Raw genomic sequence first — 20,658 nt, forward strand, 5'->3', positions numbered from 1 at the left:
GAGCGCACCGAACGCCACATCGGGTGCGTTCAACGCAACCAACGCCGCATCGGGGTGGGTCAGCCGAGCACGTCACGCCACTTGTCGGCGAGCGAGGTCAGGAACGCCGGGTCGCTGGTGGCCACCTTGGGGAAGGTGGCCAGGCGCTCGAAGGGGCGGCAGGCGTCGATGATGGCGCGGCTGTTGTAGGCGGGAGAACCGTCCACGTACAGCGGGTCCAGCTTGCTGCCCCACGTCTGCTTCATGATCTCGATGTCGCGCGACGGGTCGCTGCGGGTCGACATGGCCCAGATGACCTCGTCCGGGTCGGCGGGGTCGACGTCGTCGTCCACGACGACCACGTAGCGGTTCATGTACGCCGCGGCGGGGCACTGGGCGGCCAGGTACGCGACCTGCCGCGCGTGTCCCGGGTACTTCTGCTGCAGCGAGACGGCGATGAACAGCCGCCCGCCGCCCGATTCGTGTGCCCACGCCTTCACCACACCCGGCACGCCGGTGGCGGCGAGCTCGTCGTGGATCATCGCCGACTTCATCACGGTCCGCATGTACGAGTAGTCGTGCGGCGGTTTCCCGGGCGGCGCGCCGAGCAGGATCGGGTTGTCGCGGTAGTACATGCGCGTGATGTCGATGGCCAGGTTCGGCCGGCGCTTGCCCGAGTAGTACCCGGTCCACTCGCCGAACGGGCCCTCGTCGCGCTGGTGGTCCGGCCGCAGCCAGCCCTCGATGGCGATCTCGCTGCCGGCGGGGATGGGGAGCCCGGTGTCGGGGCCGAGCACCACCGGCACCCGAGAACCCAGCACCGCGCCCGCGTACTCCAGCTCCGAAACGCCGCCCGGCACCTCCGTGCCGCCGAGGACCAGCAACAGCGGGTCGTGGCCGAACGACACCGTGACCGGCGCGCGGCCCTCTTTCTCGAACCACGCGCGCACGTTCTGGTCACCGTGCTTGCCGGGGACCATGGCGACGGTGACGCCACGGCCGTCGTCCTGGACCTCCATGCGGTAGCAGCCGCCGTTGTGGACGCCGGTTTCCGGGTTGGACGTCACCACGAAGCAGCCGGTGCCGATGAAACGGCCGCCGTCGTCCGCGTGCCAGCGGGGCACGGGGAAGTCGAGGAGGTTGACCTCGGATCCGGGCACTGAGTTGGCCAGCAGCGGCGCGTCCGTCACGGGCAGCACGGGGAAGTCCCGCGCCGTGGCCGACCACTGCGACGGCTTGCCGCGCAGGGCGTCCACCACGCCGACGGAGTCGAGGTCCTCGCCGAGCCGCAGCGTGCGGCCCAGCCGGCGCGGTGAACCCGTGCTGCCCGTCAGGACGCGCAGGCCACTCGCGTAGCCCTTGATGTCGTCGAACAGCAACGCGGGCGGCGGGTCCATCCGGTAGCTCAGCTCGGCGATGCCGCCCAGCTCGAGGTCCCAGTCGGCGCCCTTCACCTCGCGCAGCTCACCGTAGCCGGCGATCGCGTCGAGGTGGGTGCGGAGGCTGAGGAGGGGTTCGTCCGTCACTGCGTGCCGCCGAAGAACGAGGCGAGCGTGGGCCACAGGTCCGGTCGCTCCAGCAGGCTGAGGTGCCGCGTCTTCTCCAGCACCCGCAGCTCGGCGTTCGCGATACCCGCCGCCAGTGCCTCGGACATCGCGGGCGGAGTCGCGTAGTCCTCCTCGCCGACGACCACGAGCGTCGGGGCCTTCACGTCGCCGAGGCGGGTGCGTGCGTCCAGACCGCCGAGGGCGCGGCAGGCCGCGCCGTGAGCCGCGGAGTCGGTCTTGAGGAAGATCTCGCAGACGCGCTCGACCTCGTCCGGGTGGCCGGTGAGGAAGGGCTCGGCGAACCACCGGTCCCGCTGGAAGTCGAGCTGCTTGTCCCGGGGCACCGTCGTCGCGCGCTCGGCTCGCTCCGCCCAGACGGGCACGGCGTCGTCACCGTAGTAAGCCGTGCCGTCGGCCAGGACCAGCCGGTGCACGAGTTCGGGCCGCGTCGCCGCGAGGGCCAGCGCGGTGCTGGCGCCCATGGACAGGCCGACGACGTCGGCGGGACCGGCGTCCGCGGCTTCCAGAACCGCCGCCGCGTCCGCCGCCATGTCGTCGACGGTGAAGTCGGCACCGTTCCAAGTGGACTCGCCGTGGCCACGTGCGTCCAGCGCCAGGACCTGGGCCTTGTCCTCGAAGAACCGCGCGACCGGGTCCCAGACCGCTCCGGACAGCGCGAGCGGGTGCAGGAGCAGCAGCGGCCGGCCGGACGTGCCCGTCCGGTGGACGTGCAGCGTGCCCTGCGAGGTTTCGACGTTCACGCGGTGGCCCTTTCGTTCCTGGCGGCCCGGCGCGTGGCCGCGGCCTTGATCGCGGCGTGGATCTCGGAGTACGTGCCGCAACGGCAGATGTTGCCCTCCAGGTGCTCCACGACCTCTTCGTCGGTCGGCTGCGGGTTCTCACCCAGCAGCTCGTGGGCCATCATCACGAACCCGGGGATGCAGTAGCCGCACTGCATCGCGCGGTTGGCGACGAACTCGTCCACCACCTCGTCGTCGTCCGGCAGGCCGTCGGCGGTGGTGATCTCGGCACCGTCGAAGCGCGCGGCCCGCGAGAGGCACGTCGACACGCTCTTGCCGCCGACCAGCGCCGTGCAGGCGCCGCACGCGCCGACCCCGCAGCCTTCGCGCACGCTCGTGGTGCCGAACTCGCGGCGCAGCACGTCGAGCAGCAGCTCGTCGTCGGCCACGCCCAGCTTGCGGCGCAGGCCGTTGACCTTCAGTTCGATCTCCCTCACGGCTGTTCCTCCAGCGCGGTCAGGACGCGTTCGGGCGTCAGGGGAAGCGTGGTGATGCGCACGCCGGTCGCATCGCGCACGGCGTTGGCGATGGCCGGCGCGAGCGGGATGATGGTGGTCTCGCCGACGCCCTTCGCGCCGAACGGGCCCGTCCGGTGTGGACTCTCGATGATGATCGGCGTGAGCTTGTCCGGCATGTCCTTGATGGACGGCAGCTGGTAGTCCAGCAGCGTGCCGTTCACGATCTGGCCCTCGTCGAACACCATCTGGTCGAACAGCGCGTGCCCGATGCCCATGATCGCCGCGCCGGAGAGCTGCTGCTCCACCATCGCGGGGTTGATCGCGCGGCCCACGTCACCGGCCACGGCCAGGTGCTCGATGTGGATGCGCCCGGTCGCCGTGTCCACGGTGAGCTGCACCGCGGCCGCGCCGGCGAACCAGTGCTCGGTGACCTGCGGCGACAGGCCGTTCTCGTGGTCGTACGGCTGCCACGACGTGGTGAAGTTGGCCTCCGCGGTCAACGTCGTGCCCCGCGCACCGAAGTGCCCGTGCAGCAGCTCCGACACAGAGACGGTTTCCTGCGTCTGCGCGCTGACGAGACCGTCGGACGTGAGCTTGATGTCCGTCGCCTCCACGCCGAAGCGCTCCGCCGCCAGCTCCACGAGCTTGTCGCGCATGTTCTCCGCGGCCAGGCGCACGGCGTTGCCGGTGTGGTAGGTCGAGCGGCTGCCGGCGGTGATCGTGTCGTACGGCGTCACGTCGGTGTCGGCCTGGATCACGCGCACGTCGCCCTCGCCGAGGCACAGCACCTCGGCCGCGATCTGCGCCATGATCGTGTCGCTGCCCTGGCCCATGTCGATGGTGCTGATCAGCAGCGACGCCGAGCCGTCCTGGTTGAGCTGCACCACGGCGTTGGAGATCGTCGGCGTCAGCACGGCCTTCACGCCGACCGCGACTCCGCGGCCGCGCACCAGCGTGCCCTCCTGCTTGACGAACGGCGTGCCCCACTCGATCGCCTCGGTCACGGCGTCGAGGCTGCCGAGGAAGTCGGCGCTGTGCATCGGCGTGCCGACGGGTGCGATGTCGCCTTCGCGCAGCATGTTTCGGCGCCGGAACTCCACCGGGTCCTCACCGAGCTGCCGCGCGAGCTCGTCGGCCAGCGACTCGTGCGCCCACGTGACCTGCGGCACGCCGAACCCGCGGAACGGCCCGGCCGACGGCTTGTTCGTGTACACGCACCGCGACCGCACGCGCACGTTGTCCACTTTGTACGGACCCGGCGCGACCAGGCCCGACTTCGCGGTGATGCGCGGGCCGACGTCGGCGTACGCGCCGGTGTCGTAGCGAACGTCCGAAGTGGACGCCACGATCATGCCGTTCTCGTCCGCGGTCATGCTGCCCGCCACCGCGCAGCCGTGGCGCGTGGTGAGGAGGAACGCCTCTTCGCGGGTCGCCGTGATCTTGACCGCCGCCTTCTGCGTCCACGCCAGCGCCGCGACCAGCGGTTCCAGGCGGTCGTACATCTTCGCGCCGAAGCTCCCGCCCAGCGGCGCGGTGCGCACGCGGACGCGGTTCAGCGGCAGGTCCAGCAGGTCGGCCAGCGACTGGCGCACGTACGACGGCGTCTGCGTGGTCGCCATCAGCTCCAGCCGGTCACCCTCGCACCAGGCAGCCGCGTACGGCAGCTCGATCGGCACGTGGTGCGTCGGCGGGCACCAGAAGTCGTACGACACCGTGGTGCCGCTGACGCTCGACGGGTCGCCCTTGCGCAGGTTGTACTCGTAGTTGACGTTCGTGTCGCGCTTGCCGCGCAGGTGCTTCAGGTCGCCGAACACGATCGACGGCCGCAGCTCGTCGTGCACGAACGGTGCGCCCTGCACGGCCTTGTCGACGTCGTGCACCGGCTCGAGCTCGTCGTAGGAGACCTCGATCAGCTCGGCCGCCTCCCGCGCCTGCTTGACGCCGTGGGCGATCACCGCGGCGATCGGCTCGCCGACGTAGCGCACCTTGCCGTAGGCGAGGCACGGCTGGTCGGAGAACGCCGGCCCGGTCATGAGCCGGTCGCCGAACTCCGCGTACAGGTCGGCGCCGGTCACCACGGCGACCACGCCCTCGGCCGCGAGCGCGCGGCTCGTGTCGATGGCGGTGATCGTCGCGTGCGGGCGCGTGCTGCGGTGCACGGCGACGTCCAGGCACGGTCGCACGGGCTGGTCTGCCGCGTAGCGCAGCTCGCCGCGGACCTTGGCCCGGCCGTCGACACGCGCCCAGCGCTCACCGACGGCGGCGACCGAAGATCGAGACTCGACGGTGGTCATCGCTGCCCTCCTTCCAGGACTTGCGGATGGCTTCTTCGACGGCCACGAGACCGAGGCGCCGTTTGTAGTCGGAACTCCCGCGCACGTCGGGAAGCGGGTCGAGCAGTGGCGTCGCGGCGTCCTTCGCTGCGGTGACGACGTCGTCCACCGACGTGTCGGTCGCTGCCTCGAACTGCAGGAACACGGGCACGTGGCTCAACGCGCCGAGGCCGAGCCGGACGTCGCGCTTGCCGCGCGAGCGTTCCACGACGAGCGCCGCCGCCGAGGCCGCGGGCCAGTCGTTGGCCGCGAGGCTGGAGAGCTTCGCGAAGTGCGCGCCGGCGGATTCGGGCTGGCTGGGGATCTCGATCGCCGACACGAGCTCGCCGTGCTCCAGCGCGGTCTGCTGGAAGTCGACGAAGAACTCGCGCGCGGCGACCTTGCGCGAGCCGCGGCGCGAGGTGAGCTCCACGGTCGCGTCGAGCACCATCAACGCCGTCGGCGGGTCGAGCCGGTAGTCGCCGTGGGCGATGTTGCCGCCGACGCTCGCCGTGTTGCGCACGCGCGGGTTGGCCACCCGGCTGTACACCTCGGCCGCGAGCGGGGCGACCCGGCGGACGATCGGGCTGGTCTCCATTTGCCGCAACGTGACCAGCGGGCCGACGCGCAGCCCCTTCGAGGTCTCGGTGATCTCGGCCAGGCCCGGCACGCCGCCGATGTCGACCAGGTCCGTGGCGAACAGCACACCCTGCTTGAGCAGGATCTGCACGGCCGTGCCGCCGCCGTAGACCATCGTGTCCTCACCGTCGTCGAGGAGCGCGCACGTCTCGTCGAGCGTGGTGGGGTAGTGGTAGGCGGTCACTTCTTGCCGCCGAACAGCTTGGCGAGCAGGCGGCGCCACCACGATTCCTTCGCGGGCGCGGCGTCACCGGCCGGCGTCTCGGCGACCCGCTTCTTCGGGCCTTCCCGCTTGGCGATCACGCTCGCCAGGCCGGGGTTGTCCGGCCCGGGCGGGCCCGCGGCGCAGATCTCGGCGAACGCGGCCACGAACTCCCGCTCCACCTCCTGCGAGCGGCGCCGGACGATCGACTCGCCCATGCGGCCGATCTTGCCCCAGATCGCCACGTCGAGGCTGTAGTCCACTTTGGACGAGGAGGCGCCGTCGGGCTGCACGCCGAGCCGGGCGTCGATCTTGATCGAGCTGCCGAGCTTGTGGTCCTCGCCCTTCAGGAGGGCCTTGACTTCCTCGGGCTCGGTCAGCTCCGTGATCTCGGCGGAGAACCCGGCGCTGAACTTCACGTGCGCGATCTCGTTGACCAGCTTGCCGCGGTAGTGCGTGCTGTCCGAACGGACCAGCTCCGCGGCGCCGGGGATGGCGACCCGCATCGTGTCGGGGTCGAGGAAATGGGCGAACACGCGTTTGTGGTCCGCGGGGACGACAAAGGAGGATCCAAGCTTCATAATGACCACCATAGAGGACTAAGTGTCTGCTCCACAGGACGTTACTGTATCAATGGTTGCTGATCCAGCCACAGTCACGGCCGGATGACCTTGTCGCGGCGGTTGCGTGCCGTAGCGGGGTCGGCCTGCTTTTGGCCGGACCAGCAACAGGTCCTGGCGAGTCCGGAAAGGGCTCGGCTACCGTGCGCTCAAGCAGAATGGCGAGGGGTGACGGATCATGAGCGACGTTCCGGCGGTGCTGAACGCGGTGCGGCTCCTGGAGCGAATTGCCCGCGATTGGCCGGAGCCGGTGTCTTCCGGGGCGCTGATCGAGGAGCTGGGGCTCAACCGCAGCACGGCGTACAACATCCTCGGCACCCTGCAGCGAGCCGGCTGGACCGCGACGCGCGGCGACCGCGGGGGCTGGTCGCTGGGGCCGCGGCTGCTCTCGATGGCCCGCGTGTCCGAGGACTGGATGACCGACATCGTGCAGCAGGAGCTCGATTCGCTGAGCCAGCGCACGGGCTTCATCGTCTTCGCCGTGCAGCGCCACGGTGCCGCCGAGTACTCCGTGCTGGCCAAGGGTGACCGCGGCAAGGGCGTGCGGATCACCGTCGGCATCGGCGACACGTTCCCCTTTTCCGCGCCCGCGATCATGCGCGCGTTCTACGCGTGGGAGGACCCGGCCAACGTCGAGCGGCTCGCGGATCGTTACGGGCTGGAGGGCTTCACAGCCGAAACCGTCACCACGCGGGCCGCGCTGCGTGCGGAGCTGGCGGCCACGCGCGAGCGCGGCTACAGCGTCAGCATCAGGGAGTTCGACCTCGGTCAGTCCGGGCTGGCGGCGCCGGTGTTCGACGCTCAGCGGCGCGTGTCGATGGTCGTCTGCACGCTCGCGTTCTCCTCGGAGCTGAACGAGTCCACTGTGGATCAGCATGGCTCGCTGATCCGCGAATGCGGACTCAGGATCACCGATCGCACCGGAGGTGCGGTGAAAATCGAAGAATAGTTCCGCATCTGCGGAAGTATTCCGATCTTGCCTGGTCGCGCGTTTCTTGACCGCTGTCGACCGGCTCGCTTAATGTGCCGCATGCGGGACTCAATGTCCTCAATAGAGGACAACGTGTCCCGCCCTTCGAATCTCGATCCGGCCCATGGCGGCCCGGAAAGGAGATGGCCATGAGCGACGTAGCCGTCAAACCCACCTCGTGGACCAAGACCCTGACCCGCACCCAGTGGCGGTCACTGATCGCAGCCAACCTCGGCTGGCTGTTCGACGGCTTCGAGACCTACGCCCTGATCCTCACGGCGGCGGTGGTGCTCAAGCGGCTCGACCCCGGCGCGCCCGCGAGCCAGGTCGCCTTCCTGACCGGCGCGACCATCGCCGTGACGCTCCTGGGCTGGGGCTTCGGCGGCATCCTCGGCGGCGTCTTCGCCGACTACTTCGGCCGGCGCCGGGCGCTGCTGACGTCGATGGTCCTGTACGCGGCGTTCACGGGCCTCACCGCCGTGTCGTGGTCGTGGACGTCGTTCCTGGTCCTGCGCTTCATCACCGGCTTCGCGCTCGGCTCCGAATGGGGCACGGGCACGTCGCTGGTCGCCGAGACCTGGCCGGCCAACGCGCGGGCCAAGGCCGCCGGGCTCATGCAGTGCGGGCTCGGGCTGGGCTTCTTCATCGCGTCGGCCTGCTGGCTGTTCATCGCGCCGCTGGGTGCGGACTCGTGGCGCTACATGTTCCTCATCGGCGTGCTGCCGGCGGTGTTCGCGCTGTGGCTGCGCAAGTCGGTGCCCGAGTCCGAGAACTGGAAGAGCGCGCACAAGCGGCGCAAGGAACTGAAGGAACGCAAGGGCGAGGCGCTCACCGAGCACGAGCAGTCGTTCACGCGGCTCACGTTGCGCCAGATCATGATCGACCCCAAGCTGCGCAAGCTGACCATCCTCGGGTCGCTCATGTCCCTGGTGACAACGCTGGGCTGGTGGGGCATCTCCACCTGGGTGCCCGCGTACGTCTCTTCGGTCGCGGCCCAGAACGGTGCTTCGGGCCAGTCGTGGGCCAGCGCGGCCGGGATGATCTACAACGCGGGCGCCATCGCCGGGTACATCTCGTTCGGCTTCATCGCCGACCGCTTCGGCCGAAAACCCGCGGTGCTGTTGTTCTTCGGTGCGTCACTGGTGCTCACGCCCGTGCTGTTCCTGTGGACGCACAGCCTCGGCCTGATCGTGGTCGTGCTCGTGGTCAACGGCTTCTTCACCCTCGGCCAGTACACGTGGATGCCGGTGTGGCTGCCCGAGTTCTACCCGACGCACCTGCGCGCGACCGGCGCCGCGTTCGTGTTCAACGCGGCGCGCTTCGTCGCCTTCCTCGGCCCGCTCACCGCGGGCGCGATCATCTCGCAGCTCGGCGGGTACGGCGTCGCCGCCACCGTCGTCGGGCTCATCTACATCCTCGGCCTCGTCGTCGCCCCGTTCTGCCCCGAGACGCGCGGCCAGCAGCTGCCCGACTGATCCTCGTTCCTCCCGACCCCCGCGAAAGGCCCCCGCATGTCGACCGTCCGCATCTCCGCCCCAACCGGCGGGGGCACCGGCGTCCACCCGGCAACCGCGCGCATCCTCATCTTCGCCTTCCTCGGCACGCTCTTCGACGGTGCGGAGCTGAACCTCGTCGGCTACCCGCTGGCGTACCTGTCGGAAAGCCTGCACGTGAGCACCATCCAGATCGTGCAGGTCGCGACGCTGCAAGGCTTCGCCTCGATCGCGGGCGGCATCCTCGTCGGCTGGCTCGGTGACCTCTACGGCCGCCGCTGGACCTACACGGGCTCGGTGGTCGTCTTCGGGCTCGCCGCGCTGCTGGGCGGGCTGGCGCCGAACTACCTGCTGTTCCTGCTCACACGGCTGCTCGCCGGCGTCGGCATGGGTGGCCTGTTCGGCCTGTCGTACTCGATGTTCGCCGAGGCGTGGAAGACGAGCAAGCGCGGCCTGATGGGCGGCTCGATCCAGTCGATGTACATCGTCGGGCAGATCGTGACCGAGGGCGTCATCTACTTCTGCATCGTCCAGTTCGGCACCGCGACTGGCTGGCGCGCGGGCTACATCGTCATCGGTGGCGTGACGCTGCTGATCGGTGTGCTGTCGGCGATCATGCTGCCGGAGTCGGAGCAGTGGCGGACCTATCAGCGGGAGCTTCGCGAGGGCCGCGTTCCCGAGGACAAGCGGCGTACCAAGGTGCCGATCTTGGACCTGTTCCGCAACGGCTATGCAGGCGGCACCATCCTGTTCATGGGCATCGCGACGGCGCTGTTCCTCACCACGAACTCGATGATCTCGTACCTGTCGACGTTCCTGATCAAGGTGGAGAAGGTGCCGCTGGGCACGGCCAGCCTGATCGTGCTGCTCAACCTCATCGTCACGGCGGTCACCTATCCGATGGCCGGCGCGCTGTCCGACAAGATCAAGCGCAAGTGGGCCATGTTCGTCGCCGGCGCGTTCGGCGTGGTCGGCTTCGCCTGGTTCCTCATCCTCGTGGTGGGTCACAACGCGAAGATCGGGTCGAACTTCTGGGGTGCGCCGACGTTCTGGGCGCTGATGTTGTGCGCCGCGGGTGCCAGCGGCTTCGGCGTGCTCGGCGTGTGGATGGCCGAGTTCTTCCCCACGCGCGTGCGCTCGACCGGCTCGAACCTCAGCTACTACGCCGGCCGCGGACTGGGCGCGGGGCTGTTCCCGCTCATCGCGCTGTCGATCGCCGGCACGGTGCCGCTCGCACTGGCGTTCGGCATCGTCGGCCCGGTCGCGGCGGCGGTGCTCTCCCTGGCCGCGCCCGACTCGACCGGGCGGCGGATCGAAGCCGTCGAATAGGTCTTCAGCTGTGGTGCCTTGCCCGGTCCGTCGTCACTCGGCGGACCGGGCAAAACGCTGTCCTGCAAGGGATGGACCCTAGGCCGGCTTGGTTGCGACCAGCTTGGCCACGGAGAACACGCCGGCGGCCCGGGCCGCGTCGAGCGCGATTTTCGAGTCGTGGAAGAGATCGTTGCGGTCACCTTCGTAAGTGAGCCACTTGTCCCGCTCCTCCTCGGGCGTCGAGCCCCAGCAAGGGCCGGACGGGAAGAGGTCCACCGCTTCGCGCACGTCGAACCCGGCGGAGACCAGCATGTCCCGGTACTGCTCGACGGTGGCGTGGTACGGGATGCAGAACCCGCGGTTGACCTCGGCCATCACCGCCTCGATCTGCTCGGGGCTGCGGTGATCGCCCCACGGGCGCTGGATCCAGTCCACGGCGGCCAGCGTGCCGCCCGGGCGCAGCACCCGGAACGCGGCGTTGAAGAAGGCTTGTTTGTCCGGCAGGTGGACCACCGACTCCTGGTAGGTGATGGCCGCGAACGCGGCGTCCGGCCACGCCCCGAGCGTCCGGTACTCGGTGTCCCCGACGGAGTGGAAGAACGCCTTGTCCGCCAAGCCGCGCGCCGCGGCCAGCCGCTGGGCTTTCGCCGTCAGCGCGTCGTTGTTCGAGATGCCGACGAACCGCGCGCCCGACATCTCCGCCATGTTGACCACCGCGCCGCCGACCCCGGAACCGAAGTCGAGCACGAGGTCGCCGGCGGTGATCCCGGTCGCGGCGACCAACTGGCGCTGCATGTCCAGCGCGGCTTCCTCCGAGGACAGTCCCGCGTTGTGAGCACGCTCGTCGCCGTGATGCCAGGCATCCTGGGGCATCATCACGGCATAGGCGTCGATGGCTGCGTTGTAATAGCCACGCACGGACTCTTCGACTCCGCCAGTGTTTGTCACTGAAGTCACTTCTGCACCCCTTCGGACCCGCCTGATGGCGCGGATGATGATGGCATCGGCCCCGGAACGCGTCCAGCCGCCAACCGGGCTGCGCGCCGGGCACCGACTCGCGTGTGCGCGCCCGCGTACCTCCAGTACGGCTTCGTGTCGATGCGTTGTTCAGGTGAACTCTTTGGCCCCGCAGGCACACTCAGACACAGCTTTTCGTGGCCGGATCGCCCCGTCAGACGTAGCGGCGCAGTATTCCTCCGTCTAATCTATCGACGGCTCTCTTGTCTGCCCGCCAACTGGCGGTGGCAGCGTTAGGCCGAATGCGCAAAGCACGAATGAATGGTGAATACGGCGTCATGGTCGGAGCGAGTGTGTCGATGGCTGATTTATCGATGTACACCCACCTCAGCGGACAACTCGAGCGGCTTTGTGAAGTAGTCGGTTTCGACGGCACGGACGGCCGTCACCTGGGCTTATTGCGCGGCCTGCTGGGCCCGCAGGGAGAAAAAAGCCTGGCGACACCTCCTGAATTCCCCTCGAATGTGGCGGACGACACAACTCCCGTCGAATTCTCGCTCGCCTTCGACACCACGGGCGAATGCGTGGTGCGGGTCCTCGGCGAGACCGTCGGGTCGAGGAGTCCCCGCGAGTTCCTCGACCAGGTGGCCGGCGAGTACGGCCTGGTCACCGACCGGCTCGACGCCGTCGCCGACCTGTTCCTGCCGCACGAGGAGCGGCAGGGACCGTTCACGCTGTGGTACTCCCTGATTTTCCGGCCCGGCCGCGCGCCGAAGATCAAGGTCTACCTGAACCCGCAGATCAGCGGCCCCTCGATGGCCGATTCTCTGGTCAGTGAAGGGTTGCGCCGGCTGAACATCGACGAGGCGTTCGATCCCATGATCGAGCACGCGCTGCGCCGCGGCGAGCGGGACAACTTCTCGTTCTTCGCGCTCGACCTCGACGACGATCCTCTCTCGCGGGTGAAGGTGTACGTGTCGCACGAGGCCGCGGACTCGTCCGACGTCGAGTTCGCGGGGGAGCTGGTGGCCGGCGCCGACCCACTGCTGATCCGCGAGTTCCTCGCCGTGCTGGGCGGCGGGAAAGGTCCGTTCGAAGGCCGGCCGCTGGTCTCCAGTTATTCTTTCGTCGAGGGATCAGGAGCCCGGCCGGCCAACTACAGCGTCTATCTTCCCATTCGCAGCTATGTGCCCGATGACGAAGTGGCGAACGCCCGCACGCACGCCGTTCTCGCGCAGTACGGCTTCGACGGGACAAAACTGGACAAAGCCCTGGCAGCGGTTTCGCAGCGGCCTTTGAGTGCCGGTGTCGGGCTGATCGCGCACGTTGCTCTGAGAATGGGGGAATTCGGCTCGGGAATCACCGTCTACCTGTCGTCCGAGGCATATCAGGTTCTGCCGGCTCGAAAGAGGCCGGTCCTCGGACCGGTTTCGTGACTGCGGTAGTTTTTCACCGACACCAGACAGTGGAGGAAATACCTGATGCGGACCTTCCCGCCCTACCGGGCCCAGGTTGTCGCCGAAATCCCGGTCACCACCCGCGCGGAGCGTGAGCGCGCGCTCGCCGCGGCCGGCTACAACGCGTTCAACCTGCCGGCCAACATGGTCTCGATCGACCTCCTCACGGACTCGGGAACCGGCGCGGTCTCCGCGAAGCAGGAGGCGGCGGCCGCGGCGGCGGATCGCTCTTACGCAGGCTCCGAGTCGTTCTTCCGCTTCCGCGAGGCGCTGAGCGAGCTCACGCACTACCCCCACCTCTTGCCGGTGCACCAGGGCCGTGCGGCCGAGCGCGTGCTGTTCACGAACGTGCTGGGGCCGGGCAAGATCTCGGTGAGCAACACGCACTTCGACACCACGCGCGCCAACGTCGAGTTGCTCGGCGCCGAGGCCCGCGACCTGCCGTGCGCGGAGTTCGGCGACCTCGACAGCCTGGAACCGTTCAAGGGCAACATCAACCTCGACGTTCTGGAGCAGCTGCTCACCGGCCCGGAGGCCGACCGGGTCGGCATGGTGCTCGTCACGATCACCAACAACGGCGGCGGTGGCCAGCCCGTGTCGATGGCGAACCTGGCCGCCGCGAGCCGCCTGGCCCGCGCGCACGGTGTGCCGATCTTCCTCGACGCCGCGCGGTTCGCGGAGAACGCCTGGCTCGTGGTGCAGCGCGAACAGGGCTACGCGGGCAAGACGCCGCGCGAGGTGGCCGAGGAGGCGTTCGGCCTCGTCGACGGCTGCGTGGCCAGCCTGAAGAAAGACGGCATCTCGCCGATGGGCGCGTTCATCGGTCTGCGCGATCCCGAGCTCGCGCAGCGCTGTGAGGCGCTTCTCATCGCCACCGAGGGGTTCCGCACCTACGGCGGCCTCGGCGCCCACGATCTCGACCGTCTCGCCAGGGGTCTGCAGGAGGTGCTCGACCCGCACTACCTCGAGGCGCGGGCGGCCGAGGCCGCGCGGCTGGCGCAGCTCGCGAACGACGCGGGCGTGGACATCGTGCAGCCGCCCGGCATCCACGCGCTGTACCTCAACGCCGGCCGCCTGCTGCCGCACCTGCCGGCGAGCCGGTTCCCGGGCCACTCGCTCGCGTGCGAGCTGTACCTGGCGGGCGGGATCCGTTGTGCGGAACTGGGTTCGCTCTACATCGGTGAGCTCGACGAGAACAACGAGCTGGTGACGCCGGCGCCGTTCGAGCTCGTCCGGCTGGCGCTGCCGCGCCGGACCTACTCCCGGGGCCACTACGACTACGTCGCCGAGATCCTGAGTGACATCGCGAAGAACCCGGAAAGCGTGCCGGGCTACCGGATCGTCGAGGCGCCGAAGATCCTTCGGCACTTCAACCTGACGATGGCACCCGTCGTCTGATCCAGTCCACAGTGGAGGGTTACTTCCGGTCGGGAGTGACCCTCCACTGCGTTCCATGGAAGCCGGTGTCTCACGCAGGCTGCGGAACCACGGTCATCGCGTGCTTGACGAGGCGGATCAATGCGATCTTGCTCGAGTCCCGCTGCCGCGCGTCGCACATGACGATCGGCACGCGGTCGGGCACGACCAGCGCCTCCCGGATCTCGTCGGCGGTGTAGCGCGGGGCGTTGTCGAAGCAGTTCACCGCGACGATGAACGGGATCCGCCGGCGCTCGAAGAAGTCGACGGCCGCGAAGCTCGTCTCCAGGCGGCGCGTGTCCGCGAGCACGATGGTCCCGATCGCGCCGCGCGCGAGGTCGTCCCACATGAACCAGAAGCGTTCCTGGCCCGGCGTGCCGAAGAGGTACAGCACGTGGCGCGGTGAGATCGTGATCCGGCCGAAGTCGAGTGCGACCGTGGTGGTCTTCTTGCGCTCGACACCGGACAGGTCGTCGACGCCGTGGCTCGCCTCGGTCAGCACCTCCTCGGTGGACAGTGGCGGGATTTCGCTGACCGAGCCGACCATGGTGGTCTTCCCGGCGCCGAACCCACCGGCGATGATGATCTTGACCGGTGTGGGGACCGAGTCGGCGCCCTTGCCGTCAGAGCTTGATGAGGCCATCGAGAACCGCCTGGAGAGTTTCGTGGTCCGGCGCCTGGGCCGGCTGGTGGGACGGGGACCGCGTGATGACGAGGCCGCGCTCGATCAGGTCGCCGCACAACACCCGGACAACACCGAGCGGCAGCTTCACGTAGACCGCGATCTCCGCGACCGACAGCGGCCGCCGGCACAGCCGGGTGATCGCCAGGTGCTCCGGGCCGAGGCCGGCCGGCTCCTGTTCCGACTGCAGGGTCATCACCTGCGTGGACACGTCGAGCTGCGCGCCTTCGGACGGCGTGCGGCCGCTGGTGATCGTGTAGGGCCGCACCAGCGGTCCGGCGGCCTCGTCGTACCAGTTGTCGTCTGTCATACCGCCTCCGCGGGAACAGGTAGGTCGGCAGTCGTCACGTGGCTTCCCTGAGCATGGTGGCGGCTTCGCGCGGCGCCGAGGCGAGGTAGTCGCCGACGCGCTTGACCAGCCGGTTCATCTCGTAGGCGATCATCTCCACGTCCACATCGGCGCCGGCCAGCACCGCGAGGCACGCGCCCTGGCCGGCTGCCGACACGAAGAGGTACCCGCCCTCCATCTCGATCATGTTCTGCAGCACGGGACCGCGGTTGAACTGCCGGCTCACCCCCTTGGCGAGGCTCTGCAGGCTGGACGCGATCGCCGACAACTGGTCGGAGTCGTCCTTGCTCATGCCGCTCGACTTGCCGAGCAGCAACCCATCGGCGGACAGCACGATGGCGTTCTGCGCGCCGACGACGCGGTGGACGACATCGTCGAGGAGCCAGTTGAGGTCGGGTTTGGAGTTCCCGTACTCGTTCATGCGGAGAGACCTTGACTTTCCTGTGTGGACTTTCCTGTGTGCTGTCGCGGACTAGGCATCGTCGGTGCCGCCACGGGCGCGGCGGGTGCCCTTGTGGAACGCCAGCAGCGTGCGGGCCGTGGCTTCGCCGGTGCCTGCGACGTCGACGTCCTGGTCACCCGGGTCGTCCTGCTGCAGTTGTGCGACGAGGTTCTGCTGCGGCTGCCGCCGGGGCAGCCGGGGCCGGTCGTCGCCGACCAGCAGGCTCTGATCGGGCTCGCGGGCCGGTTCCGCCGGCGCGGCGACCGGCACCTGGACCGGCGGTTGCGGTTGCGGGGGTTCCGGCTCGCCCGGGGTGTACGCACGAGCCGGGTACGGCCTCGGCTTGGCGTCTCGCCTCATCGGGATCTGGCCGGTGAACGAGCTGGTGGGTTCCATGACACGCGGTGAGCTTTCCAGTGCCGGACGCGCGGCACCGCCCACCGGCTCCAGCACCCCGGCTTGCTCACGCGGGGCTTCGGACCGGAACTCGGCGTTGCCGACGGCGTCGACCGACTCGTTGCCGGCCAGGTGTTGGGACGGGATCAGCACGGTGGCGCGTGTGCCGCCGTACCGGGACGGGTCGAACGTGACCGTGATGTCGAGGCGCGAAGCCAGGCGCGCGACCACGAACAGGCCCAGGCTCGAGTCGGCCCGTAGCGCCATGGCGTCGAACTCGGGCGCGTCGGCCATCATCGCGTTGGCCCACTCGCGCACGGCTTCCTTCATGCCGAGGCCCTGGTCGGACACGTCGACGACGACGCCGCGCGCGACCATGCGGCTGGTCACCTCGACCGGCGAGCCGGGCGGGGAGAACGACGTGGCGTTGTCCACGAGCTCGGCGATCAGGTGGATGGCGTCGGCCACGGCCGAGCCGACGATCGACACGTCGGGCACCTGCTCCACCTGCACCCGCGAGTACTGCTCGGTCTCCGAGACGGCGGCGCGCAGGACCTCCATGAGCGACACCGGCTTGCGCCAGCGCCGACCGGGCTGTTTGCCGCCGAGGATGATGAGGTTTTCCGTGGTGCGGCGCGCGCGGGCGGCGAGGTGGTCGAGCTGGAACAGCGACGCCAGCTGCGTCGAGTTCTCCTCGCGGCTTTCCATCTCGTCGAGGATCTGCAGCTGCCGGTGCACCAGCACCTGGTTGCGGTGGGCGATGCCGAGGAACACGTTGTGCACACCGCTGCGGGCCTTCGCCTCGCTCGCGGCCGCGTTGACGGCGGTCAGCTGGGCGGCGTTGAAGGCCTCCGCCACCTGGCCGATCTCGTCGCGGCCGTGGTCGAGCTGCGGGAGCTCTGCGCCGACGTCCACGGCTTCGCCGTTCTTGAGCCGGTCGACGATGTTCGGCAGGCGGTTGCGCGCGAGGTCGAGCGAGTCGTTGCGCAGGCGCGCCAGCCGCGTCATCAGGGTGCGGTCGACGAGCGATCGGGACACGCGCACGGCGACGATGATCGCGACCAGCGAGGCGATCAGGGCCGCGATACTGCCGATGATCGCGTTGCGCAGCTGCGAGTCGCCGGAATCGATGGCGGCGGCGGACACCTCGTCGCCCTGGGCGATCGTCAGCTGGGTGAGGCTGTTCGAGACCTGGCCGGTGAGGGTCAGCCAGTCCGCTGAGGTGACTGGCACCGTGTCCCGGTCCTCCGGCGTCCACGGGCCGTGCTTCACCAGTGCGCTCTCCGCGTCGGTGAGCTGTTTCCAGCCGGGGCTCGCCACGAGCGCCTGGTAGTCGTCGCGCACCGCGGGCTCGAGGAACGGCGCGATCTGGCTGACCTGAGTGCGGTAGAAGCCCGTCAGCTGCGTGAACTGCACGAAGTCGTCGGGTGCGAAGGTGCCGCTCGCGAGCGCGCTGGTCACCAGCGAGGTTTCGCGCGACATCAGGTCCGTCGCCCGGAACAGCGAGGTCGCGGAGATCGCGCCCTGCACGGCCGTCGCGTCGGGCACGATGCGGGCCTGCGTGTCGAACAGCGTCGACGCCGTGTCGAGCACGCCGTTGAAGTAGCTGTTCACCTGCGCCCGGCCGATGGTGCGGAAGTTGATCTGCGAACGCAGCACCGGCAGCTGGTCGAGCTGGGTCTTCAGCGCGGTGACCTTGTCGGCGATCTCGGCGGGCGCGCTCGAGATGGTGGACGCGAAGGCGTCCTGCATGCCCCTGAGCTTCTCGTCGGTGCCCTTCTGCAGCTGCTGGAGCTCGCCGATCCCCGCGTTGGGGGTGTCGAGGAACTGAAGCGCGACTTGGCGCTCCTGCTGCAGTGACGACAGCGCCTGGATCGCGGGGATCGACACCTCACGCACGGAGACAGCGACGAGGCGCACGTACAGGCCGTTGATGAAAAAGTACGACGAGACCGCGGCCACCAGCACCAGCAGCGTGATGCTCGGGATGAGAACGGTCCTGGTCAGCCTTTTCCGGATCGACTTGTCGTACGCCTTGTCGGACTCATCTTTGTTCTCCACGACGATTCACGAACTCCTGAGTCACAGTCGGCGAAAAGCCGGAAGCCGGCAGGGGAAGCGGACACGACGGTGGGACCGGGGCGGCCGTCGTCACGAGTCCTCGACTCACCCTTCGTTTCACCACGGAACAGATCAGGGTCCGTTTTTTACCATGAACCGGGCCATCATGGTGCCACTGATCGGAAGCTCGACCTGCCGATGAGTGGCCCACCGTGACCCATCACTTCGCGTGAGGAGTCGATTACCGGCATTTCTGGTGGTGATGACCCCAGCAGGCAACCTCTTGGACGTGTGCTGAGCTGAACGGGTGAATGCGAAATCCGGGGGAAGGTGGTGAATCCCACTGGCCGGGTAGTCGCCGAATTGATTTGTCGACATACGAGTCGACTGTGTCCGAGTGTTCGGTGGGCTGGGCGGGTCAGTGTCCTGTCCGGATTGGTTCGGCGGGTAGCCAGGCCTGCATCAGCGCTGCGTATCGACTTGACTGGACCAGTAGTTCGGCGTGGCTGCCGAGCAGCGTCTCTCGTCCGTCGAGCACCAGGACGCTGCGCGCCCGCATGGCTGAGGACAGGCGGTGCGCGATCACGACCAGCGTGCCGCCGCGGTGGGTGAAGGCGCGTTCGGCGCGGGCCTCGGCGGCGGGGTCCAAAGTGGACGTCGCTTCGTCGAGGATGACGATGCGCGCCGCGCTCGCGTGGACGCGGGCGAGGGCGATGAGCTGGGCCTCGCCGCCGGAGAGCCCTTCGGCTTCGTGGCCGAGCTCGGCGTCGAGGCCGCCGAGGCGGGTGAGCAGCTCCTCGGCGCCGACGGCTCGGGCGGCGTCGAGGAGGTGCTCGTCCGACGCGGTGGGAGCGAAGAGGCCCAGGTTGTCACGCAGCGTGCCGGCGAAAACGTAGGCCTGCTGGGGGATGAGAGCGATGAGCTCGTGCCGGTTGGCGGCTTCGGCGACGGGCACGCCGCCGAGCAGCACCCGGCCGGCCTGGGGTGTGAGCAGTCCCGTGAGCAGGCCCGCGAGTGTCGACTTGCCGATCCCGCTCGGCCCGACGACGGCGAGGTGATCGCCCGCGCGCAGGTCGAGGTCCAGTCCACGCACGACGGGTTCGGGCGCGGCACCCCAGCGGAAGGTGAGGCCGCGGACTTCGAGGTCGGTGCCGTGGGCTTTTCGGGTTTCGGGTTTCGGCGGTGGTACTTCCGCGGTCTCGGCCAGCCGCTTGAGCGCCACGATGAGCCGGAGCACGACGGTGCTCGCGGTGGCGGCCAGGCCTCGCAGCGCCGGTTGCATCGTCGTCGCCAGGTAGACCAAGGCGCCGAGCGCCGCCCCGGCTGTCAGCTGCTTGCTCTCGACCAACCCGGGCGCGACCGCCAGGCTCGCGATCAACGGCACGAACGCCCCGAGCGAGATCACCAACGACCTCGCCGCCCCGGAATACGCCACCTTGACGGCAGCCTCAGCCTGCTTCTCGACGGCGTCGTACACCGCCAACGCCGCCCCTGGCTCAGCCCCGCAGGCCACCACGTCCCGCATCCCGCCGAGCACGGCGCCGGTGGTCTCGGCGGTCCGCTCGTCCGCCAGCACCAACGCCCGCTGCCTGCGCGCGAGCGACGGCAACAGCACCGCGAACCCCGCGACGGCGACCACCACGGGCACCGCCACCGGCAACAGCAGCTGCCCCGCGACGGTCGCCAGCCCCACGATCGCCGCCGCCGTCGTCACCACCATCGCGCGGGCCTGCACCAGCAGTCCCGCCGTGGCGTCGCGCACCACCTCCACGTGCTGCGTGATCCTCGCGACGCCACTCGCATCAGCCGCATTCCGCGGCGGGCTGGGGTCGTGCAGGACGCCGCGCACCACCGCCGTCACCAGCGCGTCCCGCAACGGCTCCACCACCCGGCCGAGCTGCCGCCACACCAACCGCGACCCGAACGCCCCGGCCAGCGCCGCCACCCCGAACAACGCCAGATAACCAACGCCCACCCCCGGCGCCCCCACCGCGAACCCCCGATCGACGGCCAGCTCCACCAACCGCCCGGAGAAAAACGCCGGCGCCCCTTCGAGCGCGGAGCAGGCCAGGAGCACGAGCCCGCCGCGCCATTGCCGGAGGAGAGTCGTGCGGTAGAGGTGAGTGACGCTCATCGTGCTGCCTTCGCGGGGTACTCGGCCGCGGCTTGGTGTGGGCGGTCGGCTGGTTTCGCGTGGGCGTGGTGGCCCTGCGGCGTCGTGGGTTGTGTCGCGAGTGGCAAGGCGGCGCAGGGTTGGCGCGCGGGCGTCGTGTGGCGGAGGTCGATGGTCATTCCGCCGCCTTCGCGTTGTGGTCGGCTGGGGTTTGTGTGGCCGCACTGGCCCTGCGGCACCGTGGGTTCGGCCGCAAGCGACGGGGTGATGCGAAGGTGGCGGGTGTTGTGCGGTGGAGGTCGTTGCGTCGCCGGGCGGCTGATTTCGCGCGGTCGCGTTGGCCTTGCGGCGTCGTGGGTTGTGTCGCGAGTGGCAGGGCGGCATGGAGTTGGCGAGCGGGCGTCGTGTGGCGGAGGTCGTTGGTCATTCCCGCTGCCTTCGCGTTGCGGTCGCG

Annotated in this window: 17 protein-coding genes; 5 read left to right on the forward strand and 12 right to left on the reverse strand. The window is 69.3% G+C overall.

Going from position 1 to position 20,658, the window contains the following annotated elements; genetic code table 11:
* Nucleotides 1-59: 59 nt before the first annotated feature.
* Genes AB0878_RS07650 through AB0878_RS07675 form a run of 6 tightly spaced genes read right to left on the reverse strand, consistent with a single transcriptional unit; the run spans nucleotide 60 to nucleotide 6,518 of the window.
* Nucleotides 60-1,505, reverse strand: coding sequence for a UbiD family decarboxylase (locus AB0878_RS07650; protein ID WP_366577529.1), 1,446 nt, complete (start codon nucleotides 1,503-1,505; stop codon nucleotides 60-62).
* Nucleotides 1,502-2,287 (reverse strand): alpha/beta fold hydrolase, encoded by a 786-nt coding sequence (locus tag AB0878_RS07655; protein WP_366577531.1) that lies wholly within the window; start codon nucleotides 2,285-2,287, stop codon nucleotides 1,502-1,504. Before AB0878_RS07655 ends, AB0878_RS07650 begins: the two co-directional genes overlap by 4 nt.
* Nucleotides 2,284-2,763, reverse strand: coding sequence for a (2Fe-2S)-binding protein (locus AB0878_RS07660; RefSeq protein ID WP_285970963.1), 480 nt, complete (start codon nucleotides 2,761-2,763; stop codon nucleotides 2,284-2,286). Before AB0878_RS07660 ends, AB0878_RS07655 begins: the two co-directional genes overlap by 4 nt.
* Complete coding sequence (locus tag AB0878_RS07665; RefSeq protein WP_366577533.1) at nucleotides 2,760-5,078, reverse strand: xanthine dehydrogenase family protein molybdopterin-binding subunit; 2,319 nt, start codon at nucleotides 5,076-5,078, stop codon at nucleotides 2,760-2,762. The genes AB0878_RS07660 and AB0878_RS07665 overlap by 4 nt, the downstream gene beginning before the upstream one ends.
* Entirely contained in the window at nucleotides 5,035-5,919 is an 885-nt protein-coding gene (locus tag AB0878_RS07670) for an FAD binding domain-containing protein (RefSeq protein WP_366577535.1), read from the reverse strand. Before AB0878_RS07670 ends, AB0878_RS07665 begins: the two co-directional genes overlap by 44 nt.
* A complete protein-coding gene (locus AB0878_RS07675) occupies nucleotides 5,916-6,518 on the reverse strand; it encodes an SRPBCC domain-containing protein (protein ID WP_366577537.1) in 603 nt (200 codons plus the stop codon). The genes AB0878_RS07670 and AB0878_RS07675 overlap by 4 nt, the downstream gene beginning before the upstream one ends.
* Nucleotides 6,519-6,735: 217 nt before the next feature.
* On the opposite strand from AB0878_RS07675, the gene AB0878_RS07680 reads away from it, so the two are divergent.
* From AB0878_RS07680 to AB0878_RS07690, 3 genes are all read left to right on the forward strand, one after another.
* Nucleotides 6,736-7,506: an IclR family transcriptional regulator gene (locus AB0878_RS07680; RefSeq protein WP_366577539.1), complete on the forward strand. Its 771-nt coding sequence runs from the start codon at nucleotides 6,736-6,738 to the stop codon at nucleotides 7,504-7,506.
* Between the two features lie 170 nt (nucleotides 7,507-7,676).
* The gene (locus AB0878_RS07685; RefSeq protein WP_366577541.1) at nucleotides 7,677-9,002 is read left to right on the forward strand and encodes an MFS transporter; all 1,326 of its coding nucleotides are present in this window, start codon (nucleotides 7,677-7,679) and stop codon (nucleotides 9,000-9,002) included.
* Between the two features lie 36 nt (nucleotides 9,003-9,038).
* Nucleotides 9,039-10,349: an MFS transporter gene (locus AB0878_RS07690; protein ID WP_366577543.1), complete on the forward strand. Its 1,311-nt coding sequence runs from the start codon at nucleotides 9,039-9,041 to the stop codon at nucleotides 10,347-10,349.
* Between the two features lie 78 nt (nucleotides 10,350-10,427).
* Here the strand turns inward: AB0878_RS07690 and AB0878_RS07695 are convergent, their stop codons facing one another.
* Nucleotides 10,428-11,249 (reverse strand): methyltransferase domain-containing protein, encoded by an 822-nt coding sequence (locus tag AB0878_RS07695; RefSeq protein WP_366577545.1) that lies wholly within the window; start codon nucleotides 11,247-11,249, stop codon nucleotides 10,428-10,430.
* A gap of 341 nt (nucleotides 11,250-11,590) precedes the next feature.
* Between AB0878_RS07695 and AB0878_RS07700 the strand changes: the two genes are divergently transcribed.
* Nucleotides 11,591-12,724: a tryptophan dimethylallyltransferase family protein gene (locus AB0878_RS07700; RefSeq protein ID WP_366577547.1), complete on the forward strand. Its 1,134-nt coding sequence runs from the start codon at nucleotides 11,591-11,593 to the stop codon at nucleotides 12,722-12,724.
* A gap of 45 nt (nucleotides 12,725-12,769) precedes the next feature.
* Nucleotides 12,770-14,143 carry a tryptophanase gene (locus AB0878_RS07705; RefSeq protein WP_366577549.1) on the forward strand — a complete coding sequence of 458 codons (1,374 nt, stop codon included), beginning with the start codon at nucleotides 12,770-12,772 and terminating at the stop codon, nucleotides 14,141-14,143.
* A 70-nt stretch (nucleotides 14,144-14,213) separates the two neighbouring features.
* Here the strand turns inward: AB0878_RS07705 and AB0878_RS07710 are convergent, their stop codons facing one another.
* From AB0878_RS07710 to AB0878_RS07730, 5 genes are all read right to left on the reverse strand, one after another.
* Entirely contained in the window at nucleotides 14,214-14,804 is a 591-nt protein-coding gene (locus AB0878_RS07710; RefSeq protein WP_285970954.1) for an ATP/GTP-binding protein, read from the reverse strand.
* Complete coding sequence (locus AB0878_RS07715) at nucleotides 14,785-15,153, reverse strand: DUF742 domain-containing protein (RefSeq protein WP_285970953.1); 369 nt, start codon at nucleotides 15,151-15,153, stop codon at nucleotides 14,785-14,787. Before AB0878_RS07715 ends, AB0878_RS07710 begins: the two co-directional genes overlap by 20 nt.
* Before the next feature lie 34 nt (nucleotides 15,154-15,187).
* Entirely contained in the window at nucleotides 15,188-15,613 is a 426-nt protein-coding gene (locus tag AB0878_RS07720) for a roadblock/LC7 domain-containing protein (RefSeq protein ID WP_285970952.1), read from the reverse strand.
* Between the two features lie 51 nt (nucleotides 15,614-15,664).
* Nucleotides 15,665-18,091 (reverse strand): nitrate- and nitrite sensing domain-containing protein, encoded by a 2,427-nt coding sequence (locus AB0878_RS07725; RefSeq protein ID WP_366577551.1) that lies wholly within the window; start codon nucleotides 18,089-18,091, stop codon nucleotides 15,665-15,667.
* A 418-nt stretch (nucleotides 18,092-18,509) separates the two neighbouring features.
* A complete protein-coding gene (locus AB0878_RS07730; protein WP_366577553.1) occupies nucleotides 18,510-20,225 on the reverse strand; it encodes an ABC transporter ATP-binding protein in 1,716 nt (571 codons plus the stop codon).
* Nucleotides 20,226-20,658: the final 433 nt, after the last annotated feature.

Origin of the sequence: Amycolatopsis sp. NPDC047767 (assembly GCF_040704195.1) — a bacterium.
Lineage (GTDB): Bacteria > Actinomycetota > Actinomycetes > Mycobacteriales > Pseudonocardiaceae > Amycolatopsis.

Excerpts from the sequence above, each read along its gene's own strand:
- AB0878_RS07700 (WP_366577547.1), top strand. The coding sequence starts at position 11,591 with ATGCGCAAAGCACGAATGAATGGTGAATACGGCGTCATGGTCGGAGCG.
- AB0878_RS07730 (WP_366577553.1), bottom strand. The coding sequence starts at position 20,225 with ATGAGCGTCACTCACCTCTACCGCACGACTCTCCTCCGGCAATGGCGC.
- AB0878_RS07675 (WP_366577537.1), bottom strand. The coding sequence starts at position 6,518 with ATGAAGCTTGGATCCTCCTTTGTCGTCCCCGCGGACCACAAACGCGTG.
- AB0878_RS07690 (WP_366577543.1), top strand. The coding sequence starts at position 9,039 with ATGTCGACCGTCCGCATCTCCGCCCCAACCGGCGGGGGCACCGGCGTC.
- AB0878_RS07685 (WP_366577541.1), top strand. The coding sequence starts at position 7,677 with ATGAGCGACGTAGCCGTCAAACCCACCTCGTGGACCAAGACCCTGACC.
- AB0878_RS07710 (WP_285970954.1), bottom strand. The coding sequence starts at position 14,804 with ATGGCCTCATCAAGCTCTGACGGCAAGGGCGCCGACTCGGTCCCCACA.
- AB0878_RS07705 (WP_366577549.1), top strand. The coding sequence starts at position 12,770 with ATGCGGACCTTCCCGCCCTACCGGGCCCAGGTTGTCGCCGAAATCCCG.
- AB0878_RS07715 (WP_285970953.1), bottom strand. The coding sequence starts at position 15,153 with ATGACAGACGACAACTGGTACGACGAGGCCGCCGGACCGCTGGTGCGG.
- AB0878_RS07665 (WP_366577533.1), bottom strand. The coding sequence starts at position 5,078 with ATGACCACCGTCGAGTCTCGATCTTCGGTCGCCGCCGTCGGTGAGCGC.
- AB0878_RS07720 (WP_285970952.1), bottom strand. The coding sequence starts at position 15,613 with ATGAACGAGTACGGGAACTCCAAACCCGACCTCAACTGGCTCCTCGAC.
- AB0878_RS07680 (WP_366577539.1), top strand. The coding sequence starts at position 6,736 with ATGAGCGACGTTCCGGCGGTGCTGAACGCGGTGCGGCTCCTGGAGCGA.